This is a genomic window from Bacteroidales bacterium (assembly GCA_041671145.1).
Lineage (GTDB): Bacteria > Bacteroidota > Bacteroidia > Bacteroidales > JAHJDW01 > JAQUPB01.
Genome location: JBAZBZ010000013.1, coordinates 2673 through 23439, shown reverse-complemented (window position 1 = coordinate 23439; position 20767 = coordinate 2673). Strand labels below are relative to the sequence as shown.

The window sequence follows — 20767 nt, the reverse complement described above, 5'->3', positions numbered from 1 at the left end:
AAGTATGTTTATGGAAAGAACAATAATATTTAATAAAGATAAAATGATTGAGTGTATTTCATATATAGAAAGACCAGTAATAAAAATTACGACAATAAAGTTTAATACAAAAGATAAAAACTGGAAGAAAAGAATAAAAGAATTAACATCTGTTATGATTGATATTTCCGTTCTTGATAAAAAAGGTAATGGAAGGGGGTCAATAGTTAGTTCTGCTGATTTAAAAACAAAAAAAAACCAAATTCAATCTGTTTTTAATATAAATCAATCTTTTGAATTTGATATGAAATATATTAATTTTAAAAAAGATTATCTCAACTTTGATAACTGGAAAATAAAATTTTCATTATGTAAATTACCATTAAAAAAAGACGAAACAGTAGAGGTTAACTTTATTGAAAGTAATATACCAAAAATCAGCGAGGATGAAATAATCGAATCTCTCAGTAATGCCGAGTTTACAAGCATTAGCAATTCATGGCTAACTAATGATTTTTTCTTTTCCGACTTAAAGAAAATTTTTATTTATAAAAATCCAATTTTACTTGGATTTTCAGCAACAGACAAATATAAGTTTGGACAGTGTATTCATTGGTTTGGAATTGGTAAATATATACAGGACGAGATTAAAGTTAATAGAGTTTTTATACAACTACTTTCAAATAAATCCTTATTAAAAAATAAAATTTATAAAAAATTAGTTGAGGGATTTACCACATATAATTATGGTTTGGGGCAAAATATTGCAGACGTAAAAATTGAAAAAGTTAATTCGTTTATTTTAGATGGATTGCTTGCAAAAATGGCTTATTATGGAGGTGCATATATAGAACACCTTCGTACAGCATCAAGCACAAAAAACAAATCACATAAATTTGCAAATGAGATAATACAAAATCGTTACGATGATTTTGAAGTTTATCAAATTTTAAGTGCATGGTCAAATTGGTTTACCGGATATTGGGATTACACATACTTTATTTTTGATAAAATAAAAGGAGAATTTTGGATACTTGCAATTTCAGATGCAGATTAAATTATAAATTAGTAAATATAAACTACAAAATAAATAATGGAAAAACTTACTGAAATATACGGATACTGCATTATACCCAAAAACACGCTTTTGTATAGAGGGCACGAAAACAATTCATTTGACGATTGTATGTTTTTTGCAACAAAATATTGGGTTGCAAAAGGATTCTTTGATAAAGTACAGGTTTGGAAAACCAAAATTGATATAAAAATTATTTTTTTAGTTGAATATCTTAATCACATGAGCTGGACAATTTCTGCTTTACCTCGACTATACAACAGCGTTTTTCCATTGGATAGCAATCCTGATTTTAACGACCTTGACATTAAACACTGGGATATAAACAGACGAAACAAACTTGTAAGAATGCTTTTTGATAACTACAAAATTTCTGGTTGGTTTACCTCACTTGAAAACAAAGTGGAATTAGAGGTTTGCCTTTTTGACAAACAAGCAAATTCAAACCAACTTTTATTAATAGATATTTGCGAAAAAAATAAAAAATATATTAAGGACAGCTTGCAAAGAATAAAAGTGTTTACATCTATTAGTTTTTACAAGCAGACATCAGTAGAATTAAATAGGATTGCACCAATTCTAACAGATGATAAAGACCATTACAAACGATACAAAAAATATGTAAATTCTTCTATTAATTACTATGTGGAAGAAGGATTGACTAAAGTTAAAGCAAAACATTTAATCTTTAATTTACGGACAAAATTGAAAATTTAATTTTAAGATTAAAAAATATTTTCAAAATGAACTACAAATTATTTTTAGACGATTTTAGAAATGCAAAAACAATTTATCCGCATTTGGAGGAAACCGATTTTATTATCGTTCGTAGTTTTAATGATTTTAAAAGAGTTATTATTGAAAAAGGGCTTCCTGAATTCATTTCTTTCGATAATGATTTAGGACTGGATGAAAAAGGAAAAGTTGCTTTAGACGGGTATGCTTGTGCCAAATGGCTTGTCTATGAATCAGAAATTGATATTAGAAACTTAAAATTCAAAGTTCATTCAGCAAACCCTGTTGCTAAAGAGCAAATAAAAGGATTGCTGAATAATTATATTAAAAATTTAAAGAATTACAATATATCATTTCAGGAAAGAGCCAAATTGGCGAAGAAGCTATTATTAAAGCAACAGCCGATTACCTTAGAAAAAGCAAAGGAACAATGTAGAATGCTTAAAGAACATGCAAAAATTGGGTTTGCACGAGATGCACCGATGATACAAGAGGGAGTGAAAAAAATTAAACCTCCATTAACTTATAACAACAATGTTCATATATATAGGTGGCTTTTTCGTGAACAAATTACACTTGAAATGCTTTCTGAAGAAGTGCTTGAAGAATTTAAACAATCTGAACTTTTTGAAAAATACTTAGAATTAAAAAACAAAAAAAAATGAATTTTGATTTCAAATATAAACTTTTAGGATACGGATGGGCTAAGGTATATCTTCAGTTTGAGAATAAAAAAATTCAAATAGACGCTTCATATTTCAATAATCCGCCATTTGAACTTTTAAATGGTATAAATAATATAATTTCAAAGAAAGCAAATTCTTCCGATGTTATTTTTATTTGTGAACCCGGTGAATACAAATTGACACTAACAAAATTAAACGACAGGGAGATTTTATTGAAACTTTTTTTGGCAGACGAGTGGATTAGTTTTAATTTCATAGATGAAAATGGTAATGAAGTAAATAAAAATATTAATTATGTTTTTATAACGGAAACTATTATATACATTGCTTCCTTTGCTAAATTGATTTTTTCCAACATGCAAAACATTTTAAAGAGTTATGGTGAAAAAGGATATAAAGAAAAATGGGATGAGAGATATTCATTTCCTCGAAAAGAATATCGCAAACTAAAAAAATATTTAAAAATTTAAGAAATGCAAAAAAATATGGAAAAGCTAATTACAGAATTACAAAAAAAAGGATTTTTGGAAATTAAAATTGAAAATGAACAAGAAATTTTTCATTTAAAAACACCATGCCGTTTTAGAATAAAATCAGACATTGTAGGTAGATTAAAGAAAAGCTACCTATCTAATGAAGAAATTGGTGGTGTTTTATGGGCAAAGCCAACAAATAACGATAATGAAAATTTATTTTTAGTTGATAAAGTTAGTTTTGTTAGAAATGCTATTGAAGACAATAAAAGGGCTGACGATTTAAATAAATCAAATGCGTATTTACCCGATATAGTCCAACTAAATCAAGAATTGAATGTTGTTCTTACTCATGGTTATTTACCATTGAGGTTTCATACACACCCAACGAAAGGAATTGATTTTATTGATAGTATTTCTTCAGAAAACATACAAACAGAAACATCAAAACAAGATATTGTTGCAAGTTCGATTTCATGCAATATAGGCACAAAAAAACTTTTAATGCCTCGTGGATTAATTGTTGGTAATAAAATTTCTCGTCAAGATATATTTATTGGCTTGTATAATGGTTTCATTGCACCAAATAATTTTGAAATAGCAAAAAAGAAAATACAAGAAGAAAATTTTGAAAAAATAACTAAACTTTTTTCAAATATTAATTTTACAAAAGGTCAAAAGATAGGATTAGCATTTGGTGGAGCAATTTTACTTTATTCGATTATTAAATATCCTAAATATAGTTTGCCTGTTATTTTCTGTCTTGCTGCTACTCTGCCAAAACTTCTGACAAACACTCAAAACATTGACAAACCAAATTATTTTAATAAACTTAGTTTTGGTAATGCAGATATTTATATTCCGAAAGTGTAGAAAGTTTTTATGTTTGCTTTAATTTTTCTCAATAATTTTCCAGTGCCCTCCTTTATCCGGTCCAATTCTTTTTAAAATGCCTTCTTCTTTCAATTTTGTAATTTGCTTTTCGATTCCGCTTTTTGAAAAACCAAGTTTAACGGCAATTTCAGAAATGGTTATTTCTTTATTAGCTTTTATTAGTTCCATAATTTCCAACTTACTTTTCAACTTACTTTTCACCTCACTTTTCACCTTACTTTTCACCTCACTTTTTTTCTTTTGAGTAGTAAAAGTTATCTTATAATAATCAAAAGCACCTTCAATTACAGGTTTGCTATTATAATAAGTTTTCCATCCTTTAAACATTTTGTCAAATCCAGAACCGGCTGTTTCTGCCAATTTTATTACACGAAATATTCTTGCAATAATTGGGTTTCGTGGTTGCGTATAATCTTCTTTGATAATAGATTCAATATCTTTAGGCAAGCCACCTGGATTCATAAATTCAATGCGGTCTGTGAAAGTTCTTATACGTGGTTTCATTGTGCTAAAATAGTCGGAATGAATAAGCAAATTAACCAATGCCTCTCTTATAGCAACCATTTGTGGCTGATTATCTGTTGCCATTCCAATATTTGTAAGTTTAAACGGAAGCTCAATCTTTTTTCCCAACCTACTCATAATGCTGAAAAAATACTGATATAAATTTTCTTCCTCATTAATTCTATAAGTAAATCGGACTTCTGAATCAGAGTATGAAGTGCCAGGAACTTCAATATAATCAACTCGAAAATCAGTTATTAAATCTTCTATTACATCATATTTACCAAAAACAAGCAAACCGCCAATAGTAACTTTACCATCACGTAAAACATGAAGTTTTTCAAGAAATTCATCTGTTTTAAGATTGTTATAATGATGAGATGGATTAATACTTTTCAAATATTCACGATAACTTTCCAATGAAGATTTATGAAGGTCTTTAATAGTATATTTAGTAAGTTCTTTGTCTTTTGTTCCGTATGATTGATTACGAAACATTGCATCAATTTCTTCTTTAGTAGCTCTCTGGTCTCCGCTACCTGTGCGAATAAAAGTATTTGATTGTGAATTAAAATAAACAGGGCGTTTTTCCGAAATAGGGAAATAAAAAGCTAAAACATTTTTCTTGTCGAACTTATATCTTTTACAAGATGGAGTGATTATAACATTGAATTTACCGCTTCTTAACGTTGTAATAAAATCGTTTTCTACTTTTTCAATATTATCAACTCCGGTAATTTCAAAATGCTTACCTGATTGTTTTACACCAAATACCAACCACCCTCCGGCAGTATTGGAAAATGCACTAACAGTTTCCCAACTATTTTTGGGGACTTCTGATTTAGCTTCCTTCACTTCAAAATCTTCCCATTCAATATCAGATAATTTTTCTATGAGTTCGCTTTTATTCATATTTTATTTTTCTAAATTAGAAATATTTTTTTTAAATTTTGTTGAGTGCTTTGTTCAGAATATCTTTTATTTGTTTCCCCTTTTTTAACTTTATTGTTTTTTCTTCTTATAGCTTTCCTTTTCCTCTGCTGCAATCTTTATTTCTGTTTCCTCAACCAAATATTTTTTGTTTTTTTTATTCTTTTTTTGCTCAACTATTTTTTCCTTTTCTTTCTTTATTCTTTCCAACAGCATACTTGCCGGCTCATCGTTTACATTTTGCGGAACCAACTCACCACGAAATGCCTTTGCTAAAATACTTTGCGGTAGTTTATCCAACATAACTTTTGCTTTGGTGTAGCGGGCTTCTACTTTATCGGCAAAGGAAAAGAGTTTTTCTACTCTGCGAACGATTTCTTTTTGTTCTTCGATTGGGGGAATTGGAAAATTTAATTTCTTTAAATTAGTTAAACTCAGAAATTCTCTTGCAGTATCGGTGGTAACATCATCCATTTGTTCTTTTAGAACGGATACTTGTAAATTGAATAAAATGAACTTAGGTATTATAAAACCTATATCCAAAGTAAATTTATTGCAGTTTTGAGATAAAACAACTTTATCTATTTCGTTAGGAATTATTGCTGAATTACCCACCCCTGCCCCAACTGCAACAATAACTATATCATCAGGGACAGCAGAAGACCTTGCCAATTCAATTGCCTTTTCTTTAGAAATAAAAACAAAATTTTTAGCTATAAACACTCCGCCTTGTATATTCTGTCCTCTAACAACAGGAACTCCATTTTCTTTGTAATCCTTTGTTCCTAATGAAGAGCCGAAAGGTCCGCTACTCATAGAATATTGTTTTGTTGAAGATATATCCGAAAATGTCATAGTTCCCCAAGTTTCAGGAAAATTATCATTACTTTTCACATTAGGTATTAAATTCTCAGGTTTTCGTGGTTTGCTTTTACCCAACAAAGACATTTCCTTAACTAAATTCTCGTAATCAAGTTTTCTTCTTTCTACAATACTTTCAATAATATCAAATATTGTTTTTTTATCTTTGTTCTTATCCCTCCAATTCTCTGTCAATTTACCGCATACAGCGGCAGCCAGTACGCTTTGTCTAAATCGTTTGAAAAGTTTTGGTATTTTTTCTATGCGTTGTTTGTTACTTTCAGCTTTTAGTATTAATGCATCTAACTTTGCTACGATGCGGTGTTGCTCGGGAAGTGGCGGGAGTGGTATTTTTCAGATTTCAAAAAAATCTTTATTGATATGCTGTAATCCTGTTCCAGTACTTGTTTCTTTAATAAAGTTATTCTGTTGCTTAATAGTGTATTCAAGAAATTTTGTTTGAATTTTATCTAATACTTTTAATCCAACTAAAGTCGAACCTATAGCCCCTTTTAAACCGCTTCCACATTTCCCAATACTACCATCCCACACCAATAATACTTCACTCTCATCAACAATGGAAACCTTTGGGTCATTTGTATAAGTTCTAATTGGCTTTCCTTCCATTTCATCAATCAGAATGTACGGCACATATCCTTCTCTTGGCTCACAAATAACTGATATAGGTTTCTTGCCTTTTTTTGCAGTTACGATTTTGCCTAAACTGCATTCAACCCAACCTTGTGGTAAACTATTCTCCATTATTTTCCAATAGGGTTAATATTTCACGTAAATCATCAACCACTGCTTCTAATTCGGTAATGGTTTCTGTTGCTAATTCATTTGGTTCAGGTAAGCTGTCGGCATCTTCAATGCTGTCGTCTTTTAGCCAAGTAATATCTAATTTATAATTTCGTTTTTTTATTTCTTCCAATGTAAAGCAACGGAAACGTCCTGTTTCGCCTTGGTCTATTCGCTTACTATTTCCATTTACATCTTTTCCATAACATTGCTCAAACTCCTCAAAATATTTAGCTGTAAGCGGTCGGTCTTTTTTTGTAATGCCTTCAATGTTGCTTCGGTTATCGTAAATCCAAACTTTTTCGGTAGGCAAACCTTTTTGGAAAAATATTACATTTGCTTTTACACCTTGTGCATACGGAGTAAATGTGCCTCGTGGTAATCGCAAAATAGTGTGCAGGTTGCAATCTTGCATAAGTATTTCAAATACCTCGCCTGCTTTATCTTCAAACAAAACATTGTCGGGTAGCACAATTGCAGCACGTCCGCTTGTTTTAAGCGTACTCATAATGTGTTGCACAAAATTTAATTGCTTGTTGCTTGTTTCAACAGTAAAATCGTCTCGTTCGGGAACCTGATTAGCTCCTTTAGTTCCAAACGGCGGATTAGCCAATACCACATCAAAGCGGTCGCTTCCGGGTGTATTGTAAATGGTATCGCCTAATTTTATTTTTGGAGTTACACCATGCAAATACATATTCATCAATGCAAGTCGTCTTGGTCGTGCAACTAATTCTTGTCCGTAATATGTTTTTTCACGTATTCGTTTTACATCTTCACGGGGTATTGCACCTTTACATTCGTGCATAAGCCATTCGTAAGCACAAACCAAGAAACCGCCTGTACCACAAGCAGGGTCGGAAATGGTAAATGTTGATTTGCCTCTTGGGTCTGGTTTTATTAGTCGCACCATGCTTTGTATTAATGGTCGTGGTGTAAAATATTGTCCTGCCCCTTTCTTTCCTTCACTGGCAGCTTTTTCCAAAAGTCCTTCAAAAGCGGCTCCTTTTACATCAACATCCATCGAAGTCCATTCGTCTTCTTCAATAAGGTTCAGCAGTTTCTTTAAACTCACCGGATTATTGAAACGGTTTTGTGCCTGTGTGAAAATTTCGCCAAGCAAACCCGGTTCTTTGGCTAATTCTTTTAATGTATCAGTATAATGATCCATCAAATCGCCACCGCTTAAATTTTTAAGTGCCTGCCAATTGTATTTCTCCGTTAGATGCACTTCTTTTTCATCAGCCATTTTCAAGAACAATAAAAAAGATAATTGTTCAATGTAATCGTTATAATCAATTCCTTCGTGTCTCAGGGTGTGGCAAAATCCCCACAATTTGTTTACTACATCACTCATTTTATGCTGCTATTGCTTTATTTATCTCGTTAATTATTATTTCATATTTTCCGGCAAAAACTTTTTTGAATTTGTTAAACCCTCCTCTATCTGTAAACACCGGCAATTCCTTTAAGTCATTTTCATCTAATGTCATATTTTGTTTCAGATGTTCTTTAATGTACTCCATCCATTTTTGTTGTTCATCATTCAGTTGTTTTCCTTCTGTTACTTTCTGAATTGCCTGATTCACTCTTTCATCAGTACTTAGCAAAGGTTCTGTTTCTTTTACGGCATGTTTTACCATGCTTATTATATCAACTGTATCTTTATGATAAACAATTTTATGGGCTTTTTGTAAGTTCGATTCATCGTATTTGTTTTCTTTCAGCTTTTGCTTTAGCTCATTTAAAACTTTTGTGTTCCAGTCCTTCGGTTTGTTTAAAATTATTGAAATTGCTTCAATTTCTTTTTCATTTTGTTTTATAAATTCCGAGAAAGAAATTAAATAATCTTCGGGTTTTAATCCATACTTGTCTTCTGCTTCAAACAAAACCATTGAACTCACTTCGTCTTTCACATCATAGCCAACAATGAAAACTTTTTTAGCACGTTCATAATTTACCAACAGGTCTTGGAATTTCTCATTTCTAAGAAGCTCCATAACGCTTGAAAAACTTTCAAATATGTCGTTAAACGATTTTGCCATTATTTATAATTATCAAAGAATTTCGACAAATATTCCGCAAATTTACCCATATCGCCATCGGGAATATATGTTTTAAATTTATCACGTGCATTTCCGCTCATGTCTTTCTCGATTCGATGAAGACGTTTACTTAAACGTTTAGCGTTTGCCTTGCGGTCTTCGTTGTTATATATTTTTTCAATTAATTCTTTTATTGTAACAGTGTCCGTTCCGGGTGGGTCAATTTTAAAATTATAACTTGCATTTTTAAAGTATTTAATCAATGTGCCATTAAAACAATCGAATATTACAAAGTGAGTTTTTCCAATATCATCGCATTTACGAGTGCCTCTTCCTAACATCTGTTCCCAAAGGATACGTGATTTTACGGGTCGAAGAAAAACAATAAATTCAAGAGCAGGAATATCAACACCTGTACTCAACATATCAACTGTAACGACAATTTTAGGATTTGGTCGGTTACGGAATTCCTTAATCTTTTTTAGCGGACGGTCAACTGTTGGACTTCCTGTAATCTTTGCGACAAAATCATCACCACGATTAAAAACCGATTTGCAAATGCTCACTATTCTATCAGCGTGTGAAATCATTGGCATATCATTAGAAGCAAAAATTAATATTTTTGGAAATCTTCCTCTTTCTGCTTCAAATTCATCAGCATATTTTTTTAATTCCTCAATTATTTTTTGATTGGTATCGGGAGCGGTAATCTTTTCTTCAATTTCCGTTGATGTAAATTCTCTTTCGTCTTCCAGTTGGTCTATTTTTTCTCTGCCGGTTATAGTATCAATCATTCCAACTTGTTCGCCTTCTTTAAGAAAAGCTCCATTCATTAAAACTTTTGAATCAATAGCAACCGCATCATAGTCCACTAAATAACCTTCGTCAATAGCTTGTTGCAAAGGATAATTAAAAATAGGTTTTTTAAAATAAGCAACTGTATGTGAAACAGGGGTTGCAGTTAAACCAACCTTAACGGCATCGAAATGATTTAACACATCTCGCCAAACATTAGTATCTTTTGAAGTATAACCACGATGACACTCATCTGCAATAATCAAATCAAAAGCATGAGAAGGAATTGTTAATTTTTCTTCTGCATCGTCCTCGACTTCTTCATTATCATAAAATGCAGCAGATTTTCCGTATAAATTAATCGCCATTCGTTGAATAGTACAAACATAAAGAAATGTTTTACTGCCGTCAGGATTCGTGAGATATGAATTTGGTAAAACAGTAGGGTCGTATGCTTCTCCTTCAAAATCGTCTTTTCTGAATCGTTGAGAATATAATTCGTACTCATCTTTGAACTTAATATTTCGGGGAGTGTCGAAAGAAGCAAAAGCAGTAACAGCTTGTGCAGCTAAAGATTTTCTGTCCACTAAAAACAAAATTCGTTTTGCATAACCCGATGCAAGCATTCGATAAACAAGATTTACCGTTGTAAATGTTTTGCCTGTTCCTGTTGCCATTGCCAATAACATCAGGCGTTCGCCTTCTTCTAAATTATTCTCATAAGATTGAATTGCATCTTTTTGATAAGGTCTTAATCCGGGAGTGTTAATTGGTTTGTCTTTTAGCCATTGCAAAGCAGTTTCTATTTTTGTATTAAATAAAGTTTCTATTGCTTCAGGCGTATGAAAACTATAAATTTGTCGGCTTAAGTTTTTGCTGTCTCTTGCATCCAAATAATAAATCAACTCACCATTTGAAGAATATAAAAATGGAACATGAAATTTATTCCATTCGCCGATTGTATTTTCTGCACCTTTTGAATAACGTTTGGCTTGTTCCAAAACATTCTGAGCACCAACTTCAAGTTTTTTTGCTTCAACAACTCCGAATAATTTGCCATTAACCACCAAAGCATAATCAGCAGGACCATTTGCAGTTTGAAATTCTTCAATAGCGTGATTAGTCAGAACGGATAAGTCCATTCCTTCCGTATAATGAATAATAAGCCACCCAGTAGCTTTTAACTGTAGGTCAATCCTTTTTTCTCTTGTTACTTTTTCTGATTCGGATGTCATTAGAAAAAAATTATTGATTGATTCGCTTCAAATATATAAAATAATTGGCGTTTATCACTCAAAATTCAAATGAGATAGAAAAAACTCAAATATTCCCCCAAAAACTTTAAAAAAATTGAATTTTTAATCAAAATATCCTGAAAATTTAATCAAAAATAGTGTTATCAGTAAATTACGAGTATATAAATTTATCGAAAATTACTTGTATTAGTAGATTATTGGTATATTATTGGTATATTTCAACAAATTATACTTTGCCATATTTGCTAAAAGCATTATTAACAAAAGGATTTAATGAAATTATTATTAAATTATAATTTATTTGTTCTTTTTATTACAAGTAAATTTTCTTTAAATAAAATATTATTGGAAAATAAATTATTAAATTTGATAATGATATAAAAAGCATCAATTTTTTCCATATCAAAATAAAAAACTAATGTTACTAAATAGAACATATTATCAAGCTGTTTGGGATAAGTATCAAAATATTGAGACACTTGATTTAAAACTCAATGATAATTTTTTTGTTCTTACTCTCAAGATAATTATAGAACATTATAAAAACAAAAAGCCAGTTCATTTTAATTTTCAGTGTTCTGATAATACTTTAAGGAAAATAGGTCAACATCTTTTTATTGAATTAGCAAATGATATTTACCTAAATTATGCTGACCTACCTCCAAGTTTTGAAGTCGGACAGAGACTCAAGAGAAACAGAGATAACAAATATTATAGAGTTTTAGGAATAGACAATAACCGTTATACGTTAATCGAAGAACAAAGAAAAAGATTTAAGTATACAGAATCGACAAAAACCATATTACCTGATTTAACTTATGATTCTATCGCAAAAAGTTTTGTTGAAGTAGATACAGGTATTTCAGAACGAACAATAAACAATTATATAAATTTCTTTAAAGAGTTAAACAATCAGAAAACAGATTTTTTACAAACTCATTTTGAGCGCAAATCAGTTTTTATAGCACCAAAAACCTTTTACGATTTATTGGAAGTGAAAAACAAAATTCCAACAACGTATTTTCCAAATCCAAGAGAAGAAAGCAATTCGCACGAAACAAAATCAATTCCTGCTTTGCCTGATTCAATAATGTATTTCGTTCCCAAATACAAAGTGTGCTACGATAAAATCATACAACAACAAACAAAAGTTGATACGATAGTTGTTTATAACACAGAGGAAACAGAGATTGAACATATAATTCAAGATAAAAATCGTTTTGGTTTTAATTTAATTATGCTAACTAACACATCTAATTTAAATAAATATAATCAAGTTCCTTGTTGGAATTGGTATAAAGAAGAAATAGATTTAATCAATATGCTATGATAGAAGTCCACGAAATAAGGGATACCGATTTTGAAACGCTCATCAAAACATTTGATGAAAAAATTAATTATTTGAAAACTCAATTTAACATAGAGCTTAAAACATATGGAAATATTTTAAGAATTGCTTTAAATAACATTCAGTCTGAATCATTTAATAATTTAATTGAAAGAACTAATATTAATCGTGAATTAGAAAACGCATTGAGCAATGCTGACGGATATACAACCGATTTTATAGCTGGCAATAATCCGAAAACAATTTTATCTGAAATTTTAAATTACTTGCAAACAAAACAGCTCAAGTTTATTTATTTTAAAGATTTTCTAAATAAAATAACAGAAAGAGAAACAATTATTGCAGACACAAATGATATTGACTTTTTAACTCAAATAATACGAAACAAAAGAATTAAAATCATTTCTCTTGCTGAGCTAAAAAGAAATCTCAATATCTATAAAAAAATAATTTTCTATTCATTTAACGGAAAGAAGGATTTTGATTTTATATACAATCTTCAAATAGAAGTATCACTTGTTTTATATGAACAAGAGCATCAACTTTACAAAAGCCAATTACAAAAACGCAAACAATTAATAGAAGAAGAAGTTAGGAGTGATGACCGCAAAAATATTTGCGGTATTTCTTATGTACCAATTCCTGATTTACCTATTCATGTGAGCCAAACAATTGAAAATATTGTGAACCGAATAGATGACTGGAGTAAAAGGGTATATGAAAATTATAAGGAAGAATCAGATATACTTTTAGATGAATTACCAGAAAAATGTATTTTCAAAATTACTTATGCTAATAACAAAATAGAATACATAGATAGCAACGAAACAATATATACAGCTAATGGGGATTTGCTAAAAATATATCTTTCGCAAATAAAAATTGGAGATAAAATCAGAACTTATCCAAGAGAACATTTTGCCGAAAATCTTTATCAAGTGGCGGTTGAAACAGATTCGGAAGTTTTTGGAAAGGTTGAAGAACATTCAAAATATTGGTTGGCAGTTCTAACAGAACTAAAACAAACATACTCAAATTCATTATACGCAATGCTAAAAGCAAATGGGTTAAGAGTTTTGCCTGCAACAGTTGAAAGTTATTTTAATGGGTGCAGAAAATTTCCGATGTTCAATTCTGACATAAAAGCAATATTTAGATTAAAGTTTCATACTAAAAAAGATGAAGAAATTGATTTACTTTTAGCTCCAATTCGGAAATCAAAATCTATATATAACAGTACAATGATAGCTTTGGGTAGAGGAATTAAACAAGAGATAAAATTATTTTTGAAAGAAAAAATAATTGGTGAAATATTAACCAAGTTAAAATTTACTGCAACTACGCTAAAAATCTTCGTTGATGAATATATGCCACTGCAAACAATAAAAGTGAAAGAAGTTTATAAAGAAGATAATGAACAAATAGAACTAAACAATTTTCAACAGTTAGAATTATGAGCTATCTTGAAAACCGAAATAAAATAATTGATAGGATTGAAAAAGAATTAATCGGACCCGGCTCTGATATTTTTCTTTGTGATGCTGATTTTTCCAATGAGATTATTGAAGGCAAACCGCTTCAACGATATTTTTCAGCAATCCTTTTTCCAAAACAAATTGTAACAGATGATTCTGAAACAGGAAAGGGCGAATTCATACAAGATGATGATAATGATTCTGAAATTGACAAAGCCATAATTACTCCATCAGATGAAGATGAAAAAGAAAAAAGCGAAAGTGAAGATGATGTGGATGAAGAACCCGACACAGTTCCAAAGTCAAGTTCAAATGCTTTCTTCCCTTCTCACTTTGGCTTTTCATTTAGCGTAAACAAAAGTTGTAGTGAACTCAACTTGATAGTTTCATTTGGCAATTACAAGAAAGCAAAAGCCGAAGAAATTATTTTACATTACACAGCAAGCGATTTGAATTTGCTTACTCAATTTGGCTTTGACCAATTCGTAACTTTTGACGAGAAAGCCAAAACGCTAAGACAACGACACGAAATAAAACGCAAAAAGAAAGGAAAAGTAACAACCGAATATTTGCTTTTACAATCTGCTTTTAAATCAATGTCAGCAGACCACAGGAATTCTGCAATATTCAAACACCTCACAAAACTTTTTTTCAAAGACAAATACAAACGATTTAAAAATGAAATTCCAGTTGATATAAAAATTGCCGATTTGCTGAATACAGAAAATAATCACATTGAAATAAATCTTTCAAATGTTCCCAATGTAAATTCAGACAATTGGCACAAAGACAATAAAGACAATTTAGTTTTGCATTTAAAACTTCACAACACGAATGCAGACAAGTATTTTATAAAAGCAGTTATTGAAAACAAGTTTGCTCATAAGAAAGACCAGTTTGCACTTTCAAAAGAAAAATTAAATCAGTTGGCACTTTTCCAAACTGAAATAAAAGTCAACAGTAATTTTCTTTTGCCCTTCCGTGATTACAGACCACATCTTTACAAGACCGCAGAAGATAAAATGCTTGACTACTTATTCAAAAACAAGTTGGCGTATGGCATCGGACACAACACTTCTTGCACTTGGGAGAATTGCGAACAAGATGAGAGTAAACCGAGTTGGATAAAGACCACTTTTATTCCTTCATACAATGTGAAAAACCAAAGCACAGAGACAGATAAAATTGCAAATGAAATTTTGAATATCAAAAACCTTTCATCATTTGGCAACGATAAGAATAAAGTAATTAGCAATCTTCAAAAAATTGCTGATGCTTATTTGAGTTGGATAAAAGATGAAAGCGGCAACGCAGATGATAATGAATATGGAGAAAAGAATATTCAGAAATGCAAAGAGATTCACAGAAGAATTGAAAAAGGAATTCAGTTGCTTTCTCAAAATGATAATGCTTACAAAGCATTTCAATTAGCGAATACAGCAATTTACATTCAGATGTTTCAAAGCGAATGGCACTTTAACAAGAAAGACGGTTTTGAGGTTTTTGAGAGAAACGGAAATATGCAACTCACATACAACGAATATTCAACAGCAAATTTTCCAAATGGAAAAGGAGAACCTAGTTGGAGACCTTTTCAGTTAGCTTTTATCTTGCAATGTATTCCTTCATTCGTTGAGCCAAATAGCACAGACAAAGACCTTGTTGATTTGCTTTATTTCCCCACCGGAGGCGGAAAGACAGAGGCATATTTAGCAATATCAGCATTTTTGATTTTTTGGAGACGGGTTACTTTTCCTAAACAATACGATGGTGTAAACATTATCATTCGATACACTTTGCGTTTGCTTTCTGCACAACAATTTGAAAGAGCGACAAAATTGATTTTGGCTTGTGAGTTTATTAGGCAACATCAAAAAGATTTAGGCAGCGAGAAAATTTCCATTGGATTTTGGATTGGAAAAGCAACTATTCCCAACAGCATTAAAATAGCAAAAGAAAAATACAATTTTCTTCTTAAGAAACTTAACGATAAAAATTTTGATGGCAGAAAAGCAATCAATCCTTTTCAACTTACAAATTGCCAGTGGTGTAATTCAAAAATAATTTCAAGAATCAACAATAAAGATGCAACATATTCAGTAGGGCATAGAATCAATAATCATCTTCAATCACATTGCTTAAACCCAAAGTGCAATTACAATGAAACGAAAGGAGGGTTACCACTTGTTTTGGTTGATGATGACATTTATCACAAACCACCGACAATTTTATTTGGAACAGTTGATAAGTTCGCTTCGCTTGCTTGGAATGGTGAAGCAACTACTTTGTTCAATTATGGAGGAAATCGCAAACCCGAACTTATAATTCAAGACGAGTTGCATTTACTGAATGGACCTTTAGGAAGTTTAGTTGGCTTGTTTGAAAATGTAATTCTTTCGCTTTGCACAAACGAAAATCAGAAACCAAAAATCATTGCTTCAACTGCAACAGTAAAAAATGTTGAAGCACAAATTCAAGGACTTTACGGAAGGGAAGCAAGAATATTTCCTCAATACGCAACAAACTCTGATGACACATTTTTTTCAAAAACATTAGAAGAAAGCAAAAGAAAATACATTGGTATTTTGCCAACAGGAAAAACAACAGTGATGACAAACTTGCAATTACTTTCTGCATTGCTTTATGCTCGAATAGAAATTTGGGAACAGTCAGCAGATAAAAAAGATGCAGACCAGTTTTGGACTTTGCTTTCTTACTTCAAAAGTTTGAAGGAAATCGGGAGGTTCTCAAATAAAATTTCTTCAGAGTTAAAACCTATAATTCAACAATTGCAGGTAAGACGCTTGAAAAATCAAGGCGACCTGACTTACAACTATTGGAAACTTTCATACAGAAATCTTGAACTCACAAGCAGAATTCCAAACGAAAGAATCAAAAAGAATCTTGATAAGTTGGATATTCAATTTGACGGAAGTTTGAAAGAACATAAAGCATACGATTTAGTTTTAGCAACGAATATGATTAGCGTGGGTTTAGATGTTGGACGATTGGGAATAATGGTAATGAATGGAATGCCACCTAACACAGCAGAGTATATTCAGGCAAGCAGTCGTGTAGCGAGAAAGAACGAAGGACTTGTAACAACAATGTTTGACCCATTCAACACAAGAGACCTTTCTTACTTTGAAGATTTTGTTCAGTTCCATAAAACTTTTTACAAGCAAGTTGAACCATTGAGCGTAACTCCATTTGCCGACAGTGCTTTGGACAAAATGCTTTTCACTTTGATGGTTGCATACTTCCGACATAAAATGAATTTCGCTGCAAATAATATGGCAAATGCTTTCATGCAAACTAATGCGAAAACACAATTGCAAAATCAATTTCCTGAACTATTTAGAAATCATCCTTTCGTAGCACAGGAACTCTCAAACATTATTTTGAAGATTGAATACTTTATTCAAAATTGGCAATATAGAGTTGATGCAGTGAACGATTTAAAATTCTTTTGGTATCAGCATCCGGAAAAATCTTTAATGAAATCGGTTCAAGACAAAAGAAGTGAAGATGATATTTTAGTAGCAATGCAATCCATGAGGAATGTTGAACCAAATGCAGAAATATTTATTAAACAACAATAAGAAATGCCAAACGATAAAATAAAACACGGAAGAAGTAAGCTGATTTCAAATTACGGAGGCGTTGGTTCTCTAATCGAAACACAAGATTGTTCAATTATCATTGAGACATTTGATAATTGGCAGTACAAAGATTTAGCAAACCGACTTTCAACATATATCATTAAAGATGATAGATTGTTGAATCGTTTGAAAAATCGCTTCCCGAACATCAGGCATATTGTTCAAATTCCAACGGATAAAAATTCTTTCACCGATCAAGTAAGACCGAGTGCAAACTATTTTTCAAAATGGTTTTATTGTCCGCATTCAAAATGCAATAGGTTTGCAGATTATAACGAATGGAAAAGGCGATGGGTTGCAGCAGGTAAAAAGATTGATTATTTTAATCCACCTAAGTGTTCTAATCCTGATTGCAATGAAGAGGTATTAGAGCAAATTCGTTTCGTTATGACTTGTAAAGACGGACATATTCATGACATACCTTGGAAACATTGGAACACATTTTTACCCGAAGACCTCACGGATATTGAAGATGATAATGCAGACGATGAAACTTCAAATGTGAAACCGCAAGGACCTCAAATTGATTTGTCAAGAACTTGTTGCCAGTCGCAAGATTTACGTTATGAAATAAGTAAGGAGAATACAGAGTTAACGGGTATTCGTGTTGTGTGCAAGACCTGTAAAGCTGTGAGAACATTGAAAGGTATTTTCAATTATCAAACAGATTGCTTCGGAAAAAAATATTGGTTGGGAATGACAAATGGAAAGTGGGCTGATGAAGAATGTAAACAGCAAACAAAAGTTGTTGTTAAGACAAGCAACAGCGTTTATTATGCAAACTCATTAAGCAGTATTTACATTCCTGAAATGCAAACCCCTATTACAGGTGAGGTTCGTATTGAAATTGATAATTTGATTGACAGCGGAGAATTCTCAACGGAAGAAATAATTAAGAATATCAGTATCACTAAAAAAATCCCAAAAGATGTTTTAAGAAGTTATTTACAAACCGGAAATGTAACCTTCATTCCTGATATTGTTTTTAGAGAAACTGAATACAATTATTTGTTGAAAGGTGAACATCCTGAAAACAATCAACTAAAATTCAGATTGCTTGAATGCTTAACACAAACTTTCGGTTTTGAAAAGTTGGTAAAACTTGAAAAGTTGAAGAAGATAACTGTTCAAACTTCCTTCACACGACAAGAGCCAATTGATGTTGATTCGATTTTGCAAGAGGATAATATTTTCAATCAAGATTATCTTGTAAAACGACAATCAGTTTCTAAAAATAATTTTGACACAAAGTTACTTCCCGGAATTGAAAGCTATGGTGAAGGAATTTTGTTTGTGTTGGACAAAGATAAATTAAACCGTTGGGAATTACAGGATGATGTAATTGAGAGAACAAAAATCTTAATTAAGAATGCAAAGAATTCTTCGTGGCAGTATCATAAAATCATTGCAAGGACTTTGACACCGAGAAAAGTTCTCATTCACACACTATCACATATACTCATTCGTGAGTTGGAGTATGTGTGTGGCTATCCGGCATCTTCTATACAGGAACGCTTGTATGTGAGTGATACAATGCATGGCTTTCTTATATCTGCATTTGACGGCACAGACGGTTATTTAGGTGGTCTTGCAAACTTGTGTAACGACTTAGAAAAGCTGAATGAAATTATTAGAAGTGCAATCAACAGAGCCAACGACTGTTCTTCTGACCCTATTTGTATGGAATCAGAAGGACAAGGTGTTTCGCAATTGAATTTAGCAGCATGTCATTCATGCACATTAACGCCAGAAATTACTTGTGAACTTTCAAATCTGTTTTTAGACAGAAAGCTTTTAGTGAATGAAGCATTTGGATATTTTAAATCTATACTTCAATTTTAATTTCAGAGAAATACATATTAAAAATGTGTGCTCTTGATATGTAGAACTATAAATTATTTTTTGATGTTTGGCATTTTATTTACTTTGTATTGAATTATTCAAATTTGTATGAACATTCAGTTCTATCAAAAATAACTATCCTTAAACTCTTCGCAGCGACTTATTTCTTCTTCAAATAATTCGATATTCAACATCAAATTGGTTTTTGATAGAGTTCCTAATTGAGCGGCACTATGAAAACTTACCATTATACCTAAAAGCTTTACAAAATCATTTTTAAAAATATAACAATTCCATAACTTTTTATTTTTATTTGAATCAACAAATTTTGCAGCTCGCATCATTAAATCATAAAGAAAGCCAATGGGAATATCAGCATAATCTTTTTTTAAAATTTTAATGAAATGTTTAGAAACATTTATATATGTTTCATGGATTATTTTTTTGTCATTAAGTAATTTTGCAAAGCTACTATAATTATACTTTTTTTTATTTTCATAAGCATATTGTTTGCAGGTGTTCCCGCAATACATTGCATCAATTCGTTTTGCTTCAAATTCTCTTCCGCAAAATTTACATTCCTTTGTTGTTAATCTTTTACTCATAATTCATATTTTAAAAATTAAAAAAGTAGCTTACTTTACCTACTTGATTACTTAGTTAAAATCCTTTATTTATCAATATAAGTAACCAAGTAACTATTAAGTAACTTAAATAAACAAACCTTACTTACCTAAAAACATAATAAAATAGGCACAAACAGAAATACTAAGTAAGTTAAGCAAGTTCTTTTATTCATTTAATAACATTTTATCTGTTGGATTAATATAATTTACATAATATCCCTTTGATTGATTACCTCGCTCTTTTACATAATAATTGCCACGTTCAAATTCCAAAAATTTCATTGCCTTACCAATGCTTTCAATGCTCATTTTATTTATATTGTTATTTTTAAACTGAAAAAGCTTTAGTATTTTGGTTGCAGGCAAACATGACTCATGGCTTTCTTTTGTTGCCGGTTCAAAATATTCATTTATCAATTGCATTTCTGCTGTTTCATTTATAAATTCTTTATTTGCTTTTTCGTTTTCCTGTATTTCTTCTGCGTTAAGCTCATATTTAAAGCCCTCTTTAAATAAAGTATAAGCTTGCGACCAAACTAAATTAATATCAACATCGGTGCTATAATTCCAATCAATACCGATTATTTCAAAACAAAGCCAACGTACAGAACCAGTTTCATCATTTAAAAATCCAATCTTATTTGTACTTCCTAAAAAGTTGGCTCTTCGTGAGCTTACAATCGGCTTCCTATCGAAAGGATGTCGAACCTTAATATAATCCTTACTGAATATACTTTTCAAAGCATTTATTTCAGCTTTGTTCAATATTGCAAGCTCATC

The 20767-nt window shown here is 31.1% G+C and carries 16 protein-coding genes and 1 pseudogene; 9 read left to right on the top strand and 8 right to left on the bottom strand.

Annotated features, from left to right (window positions below):
• The first annotated feature begins 10 nt into the window (after window positions 1-10).
• Genes WC223_06325 through WC223_06305 form a run of 5 tightly spaced genes read left to right on the top strand, consistent with a single transcriptional unit; the run spans window position 11 to window position 3821 of the window.
• Entirely contained in the window at window positions 11-1036 is a 1026-nt protein-coding gene (locus WC223_06325; GenBank protein MFA6923856.1) for a hypothetical protein, read from the top strand.
• A 36-nt stretch (window positions 1037-1072) separates the two neighbouring features.
• A complete protein-coding gene (locus WC223_06320; GenBank protein ID MFA6923855.1) occupies window positions 1073-1771 on the top strand; it encodes a hypothetical protein in 699 nt (232 codons plus the stop codon).
• Window positions 1772-1797: 26 nt separating this feature from the next.
• Window positions 1798-2454 carry a cyclic-phosphate processing receiver domain-containing protein gene (locus tag WC223_06315; GenBank protein MFA6923854.1) on the top strand — a complete coding sequence of 219 codons (657 nt, stop codon included), beginning with the start codon at window positions 1798-1800 and terminating at the stop codon, window positions 2452-2454.
• Window positions 2451-2945: a hypothetical protein gene (locus WC223_06310; protein ID MFA6923853.1), complete on the top strand. Its 495-nt coding sequence runs from the start codon at window positions 2451-2453 to the stop codon at window positions 2943-2945. The genes WC223_06315 and WC223_06310 overlap by 4 nt, the downstream gene beginning before the upstream one ends.
• Before the next feature lie 15 nt (window positions 2946-2960).
• Complete coding sequence (locus tag WC223_06305) at window positions 2961-3821, top strand: hypothetical protein (protein MFA6923852.1); 861 nt, start codon at window positions 2961-2963, stop codon at window positions 3819-3821.
• 18 nt (window positions 3822-3839) lie between these two features.
• Here the strand turns inward: WC223_06305 and WC223_06300 are convergent, their stop codons facing one another.
• From WC223_06300 to WC223_06275, 6 genes and pseudogenes are all read right to left on the bottom strand, one after another.
• Window positions 3840-5258: an RNA-binding domain-containing protein gene (locus tag WC223_06300; protein ID MFA6923851.1), complete on the bottom strand. Its 1419-nt coding sequence runs from the start codon at window positions 5256-5258 to the stop codon at window positions 3840-3842.
• 90 nt (window positions 5259-5348) lie between these two features.
• Complete coding sequence (locus WC223_06295; protein MFA6923850.1) at window positions 5349-6332, bottom strand: restriction endonuclease subunit S; 984 nt, start codon at window positions 6330-6332, stop codon at window positions 5349-5351.
• Window positions 6333-6398: 66 nt separating this feature from the next.
• Window positions 6399-6899 (bottom strand): annotated as a pseudogene (locus WC223_06290) (restriction endonuclease subunit S).
• Complete coding sequence (locus WC223_06285) at window positions 6889-8295, bottom strand: class I SAM-dependent DNA methyltransferase (GenBank protein ID MFA6923849.1); 1407 nt, start codon at window positions 8293-8295, stop codon at window positions 6889-6891. The pseudogene WC223_06290 and the gene WC223_06285 overlap by 11 nt, the downstream one beginning before the upstream one ends.
• Before the next feature lies 1 nt (window position 8296).
• Window positions 8297-8983, bottom strand: a complete 687-nt coding sequence (locus WC223_06280) for a type I restriction-modification enzyme R subunit C-terminal domain-containing protein (protein MFA6923848.1) — start codon at window positions 8981-8983, stop codon at window positions 8297-8299.
• On the bottom strand, window positions 8983-11013 hold the full coding sequence (locus WC223_06275) for a DEAD/DEAH box helicase family protein (GenBank protein MFA6923847.1): 2031 nt from the start codon (window positions 11011-11013) through the stop codon (window positions 8983-8985). Before WC223_06275 ends, WC223_06280 begins: the two co-directional genes overlap by 1 nt.
• 439 nt (window positions 11014-11452) lie before the next feature.
• Between WC223_06275 and WC223_06270 the strand changes: the two genes are divergently transcribed.
• From WC223_06270 to WC223_06255, 4 genes are read left to right on the top strand one after another with little or no spacing between them, the layout of a single operon-like run.
• Window positions 11453-12364, top strand: coding sequence for a hypothetical protein (locus WC223_06270; protein MFA6923846.1), 912 nt, complete (start codon window positions 11453-11455; stop codon window positions 12362-12364).
• The gene (locus WC223_06265; GenBank protein MFA6923845.1) at window positions 12361-13839 is read left to right on the top strand and encodes a hypothetical protein; all 1479 of its coding nucleotides are present in this window, start codon (window positions 12361-12363) and stop codon (window positions 13837-13839) included. The genes WC223_06270 and WC223_06265 overlap by 4 nt, the downstream gene beginning before the upstream one ends.
• Window positions 13836-17459, top strand: a complete 3624-nt coding sequence (locus tag WC223_06260; protein MFA6923844.1) for a helicase-related protein — start codon at window positions 13836-13838, stop codon at window positions 17457-17459. The genes WC223_06265 and WC223_06260 overlap by 4 nt, the downstream gene beginning before the upstream one ends.
• A 3-nt stretch (window positions 17460-17462) precedes the next feature.
• Window positions 17463-19361 (top strand): DUF1998 domain-containing protein, encoded by a 1899-nt coding sequence (locus tag WC223_06255; protein ID MFA6923843.1) that lies wholly within the window; start codon window positions 17463-17465, stop codon window positions 19359-19361.
• Window positions 19362-19486: 125 nt separating this feature from the next.
• Here WC223_06255 and WC223_06250 read toward each other — a convergent pair whose 3' ends face one another.
• On the bottom strand, window positions 19487-19966 hold the full coding sequence (locus WC223_06250) for a hypothetical protein (GenBank protein ID MFA6923842.1): 480 nt from the start codon (window positions 19964-19966) through the stop codon (window positions 19487-19489).
• Window positions 19967-20152: 186 nt separating this feature from the next.
• Window positions 20153-20767, bottom strand: a 615-nt coding sequence (locus WC223_06245; protein MFA6923841.1) for a VapE domain-containing protein, incomplete at its 5' end; no start/stop codon positions are given.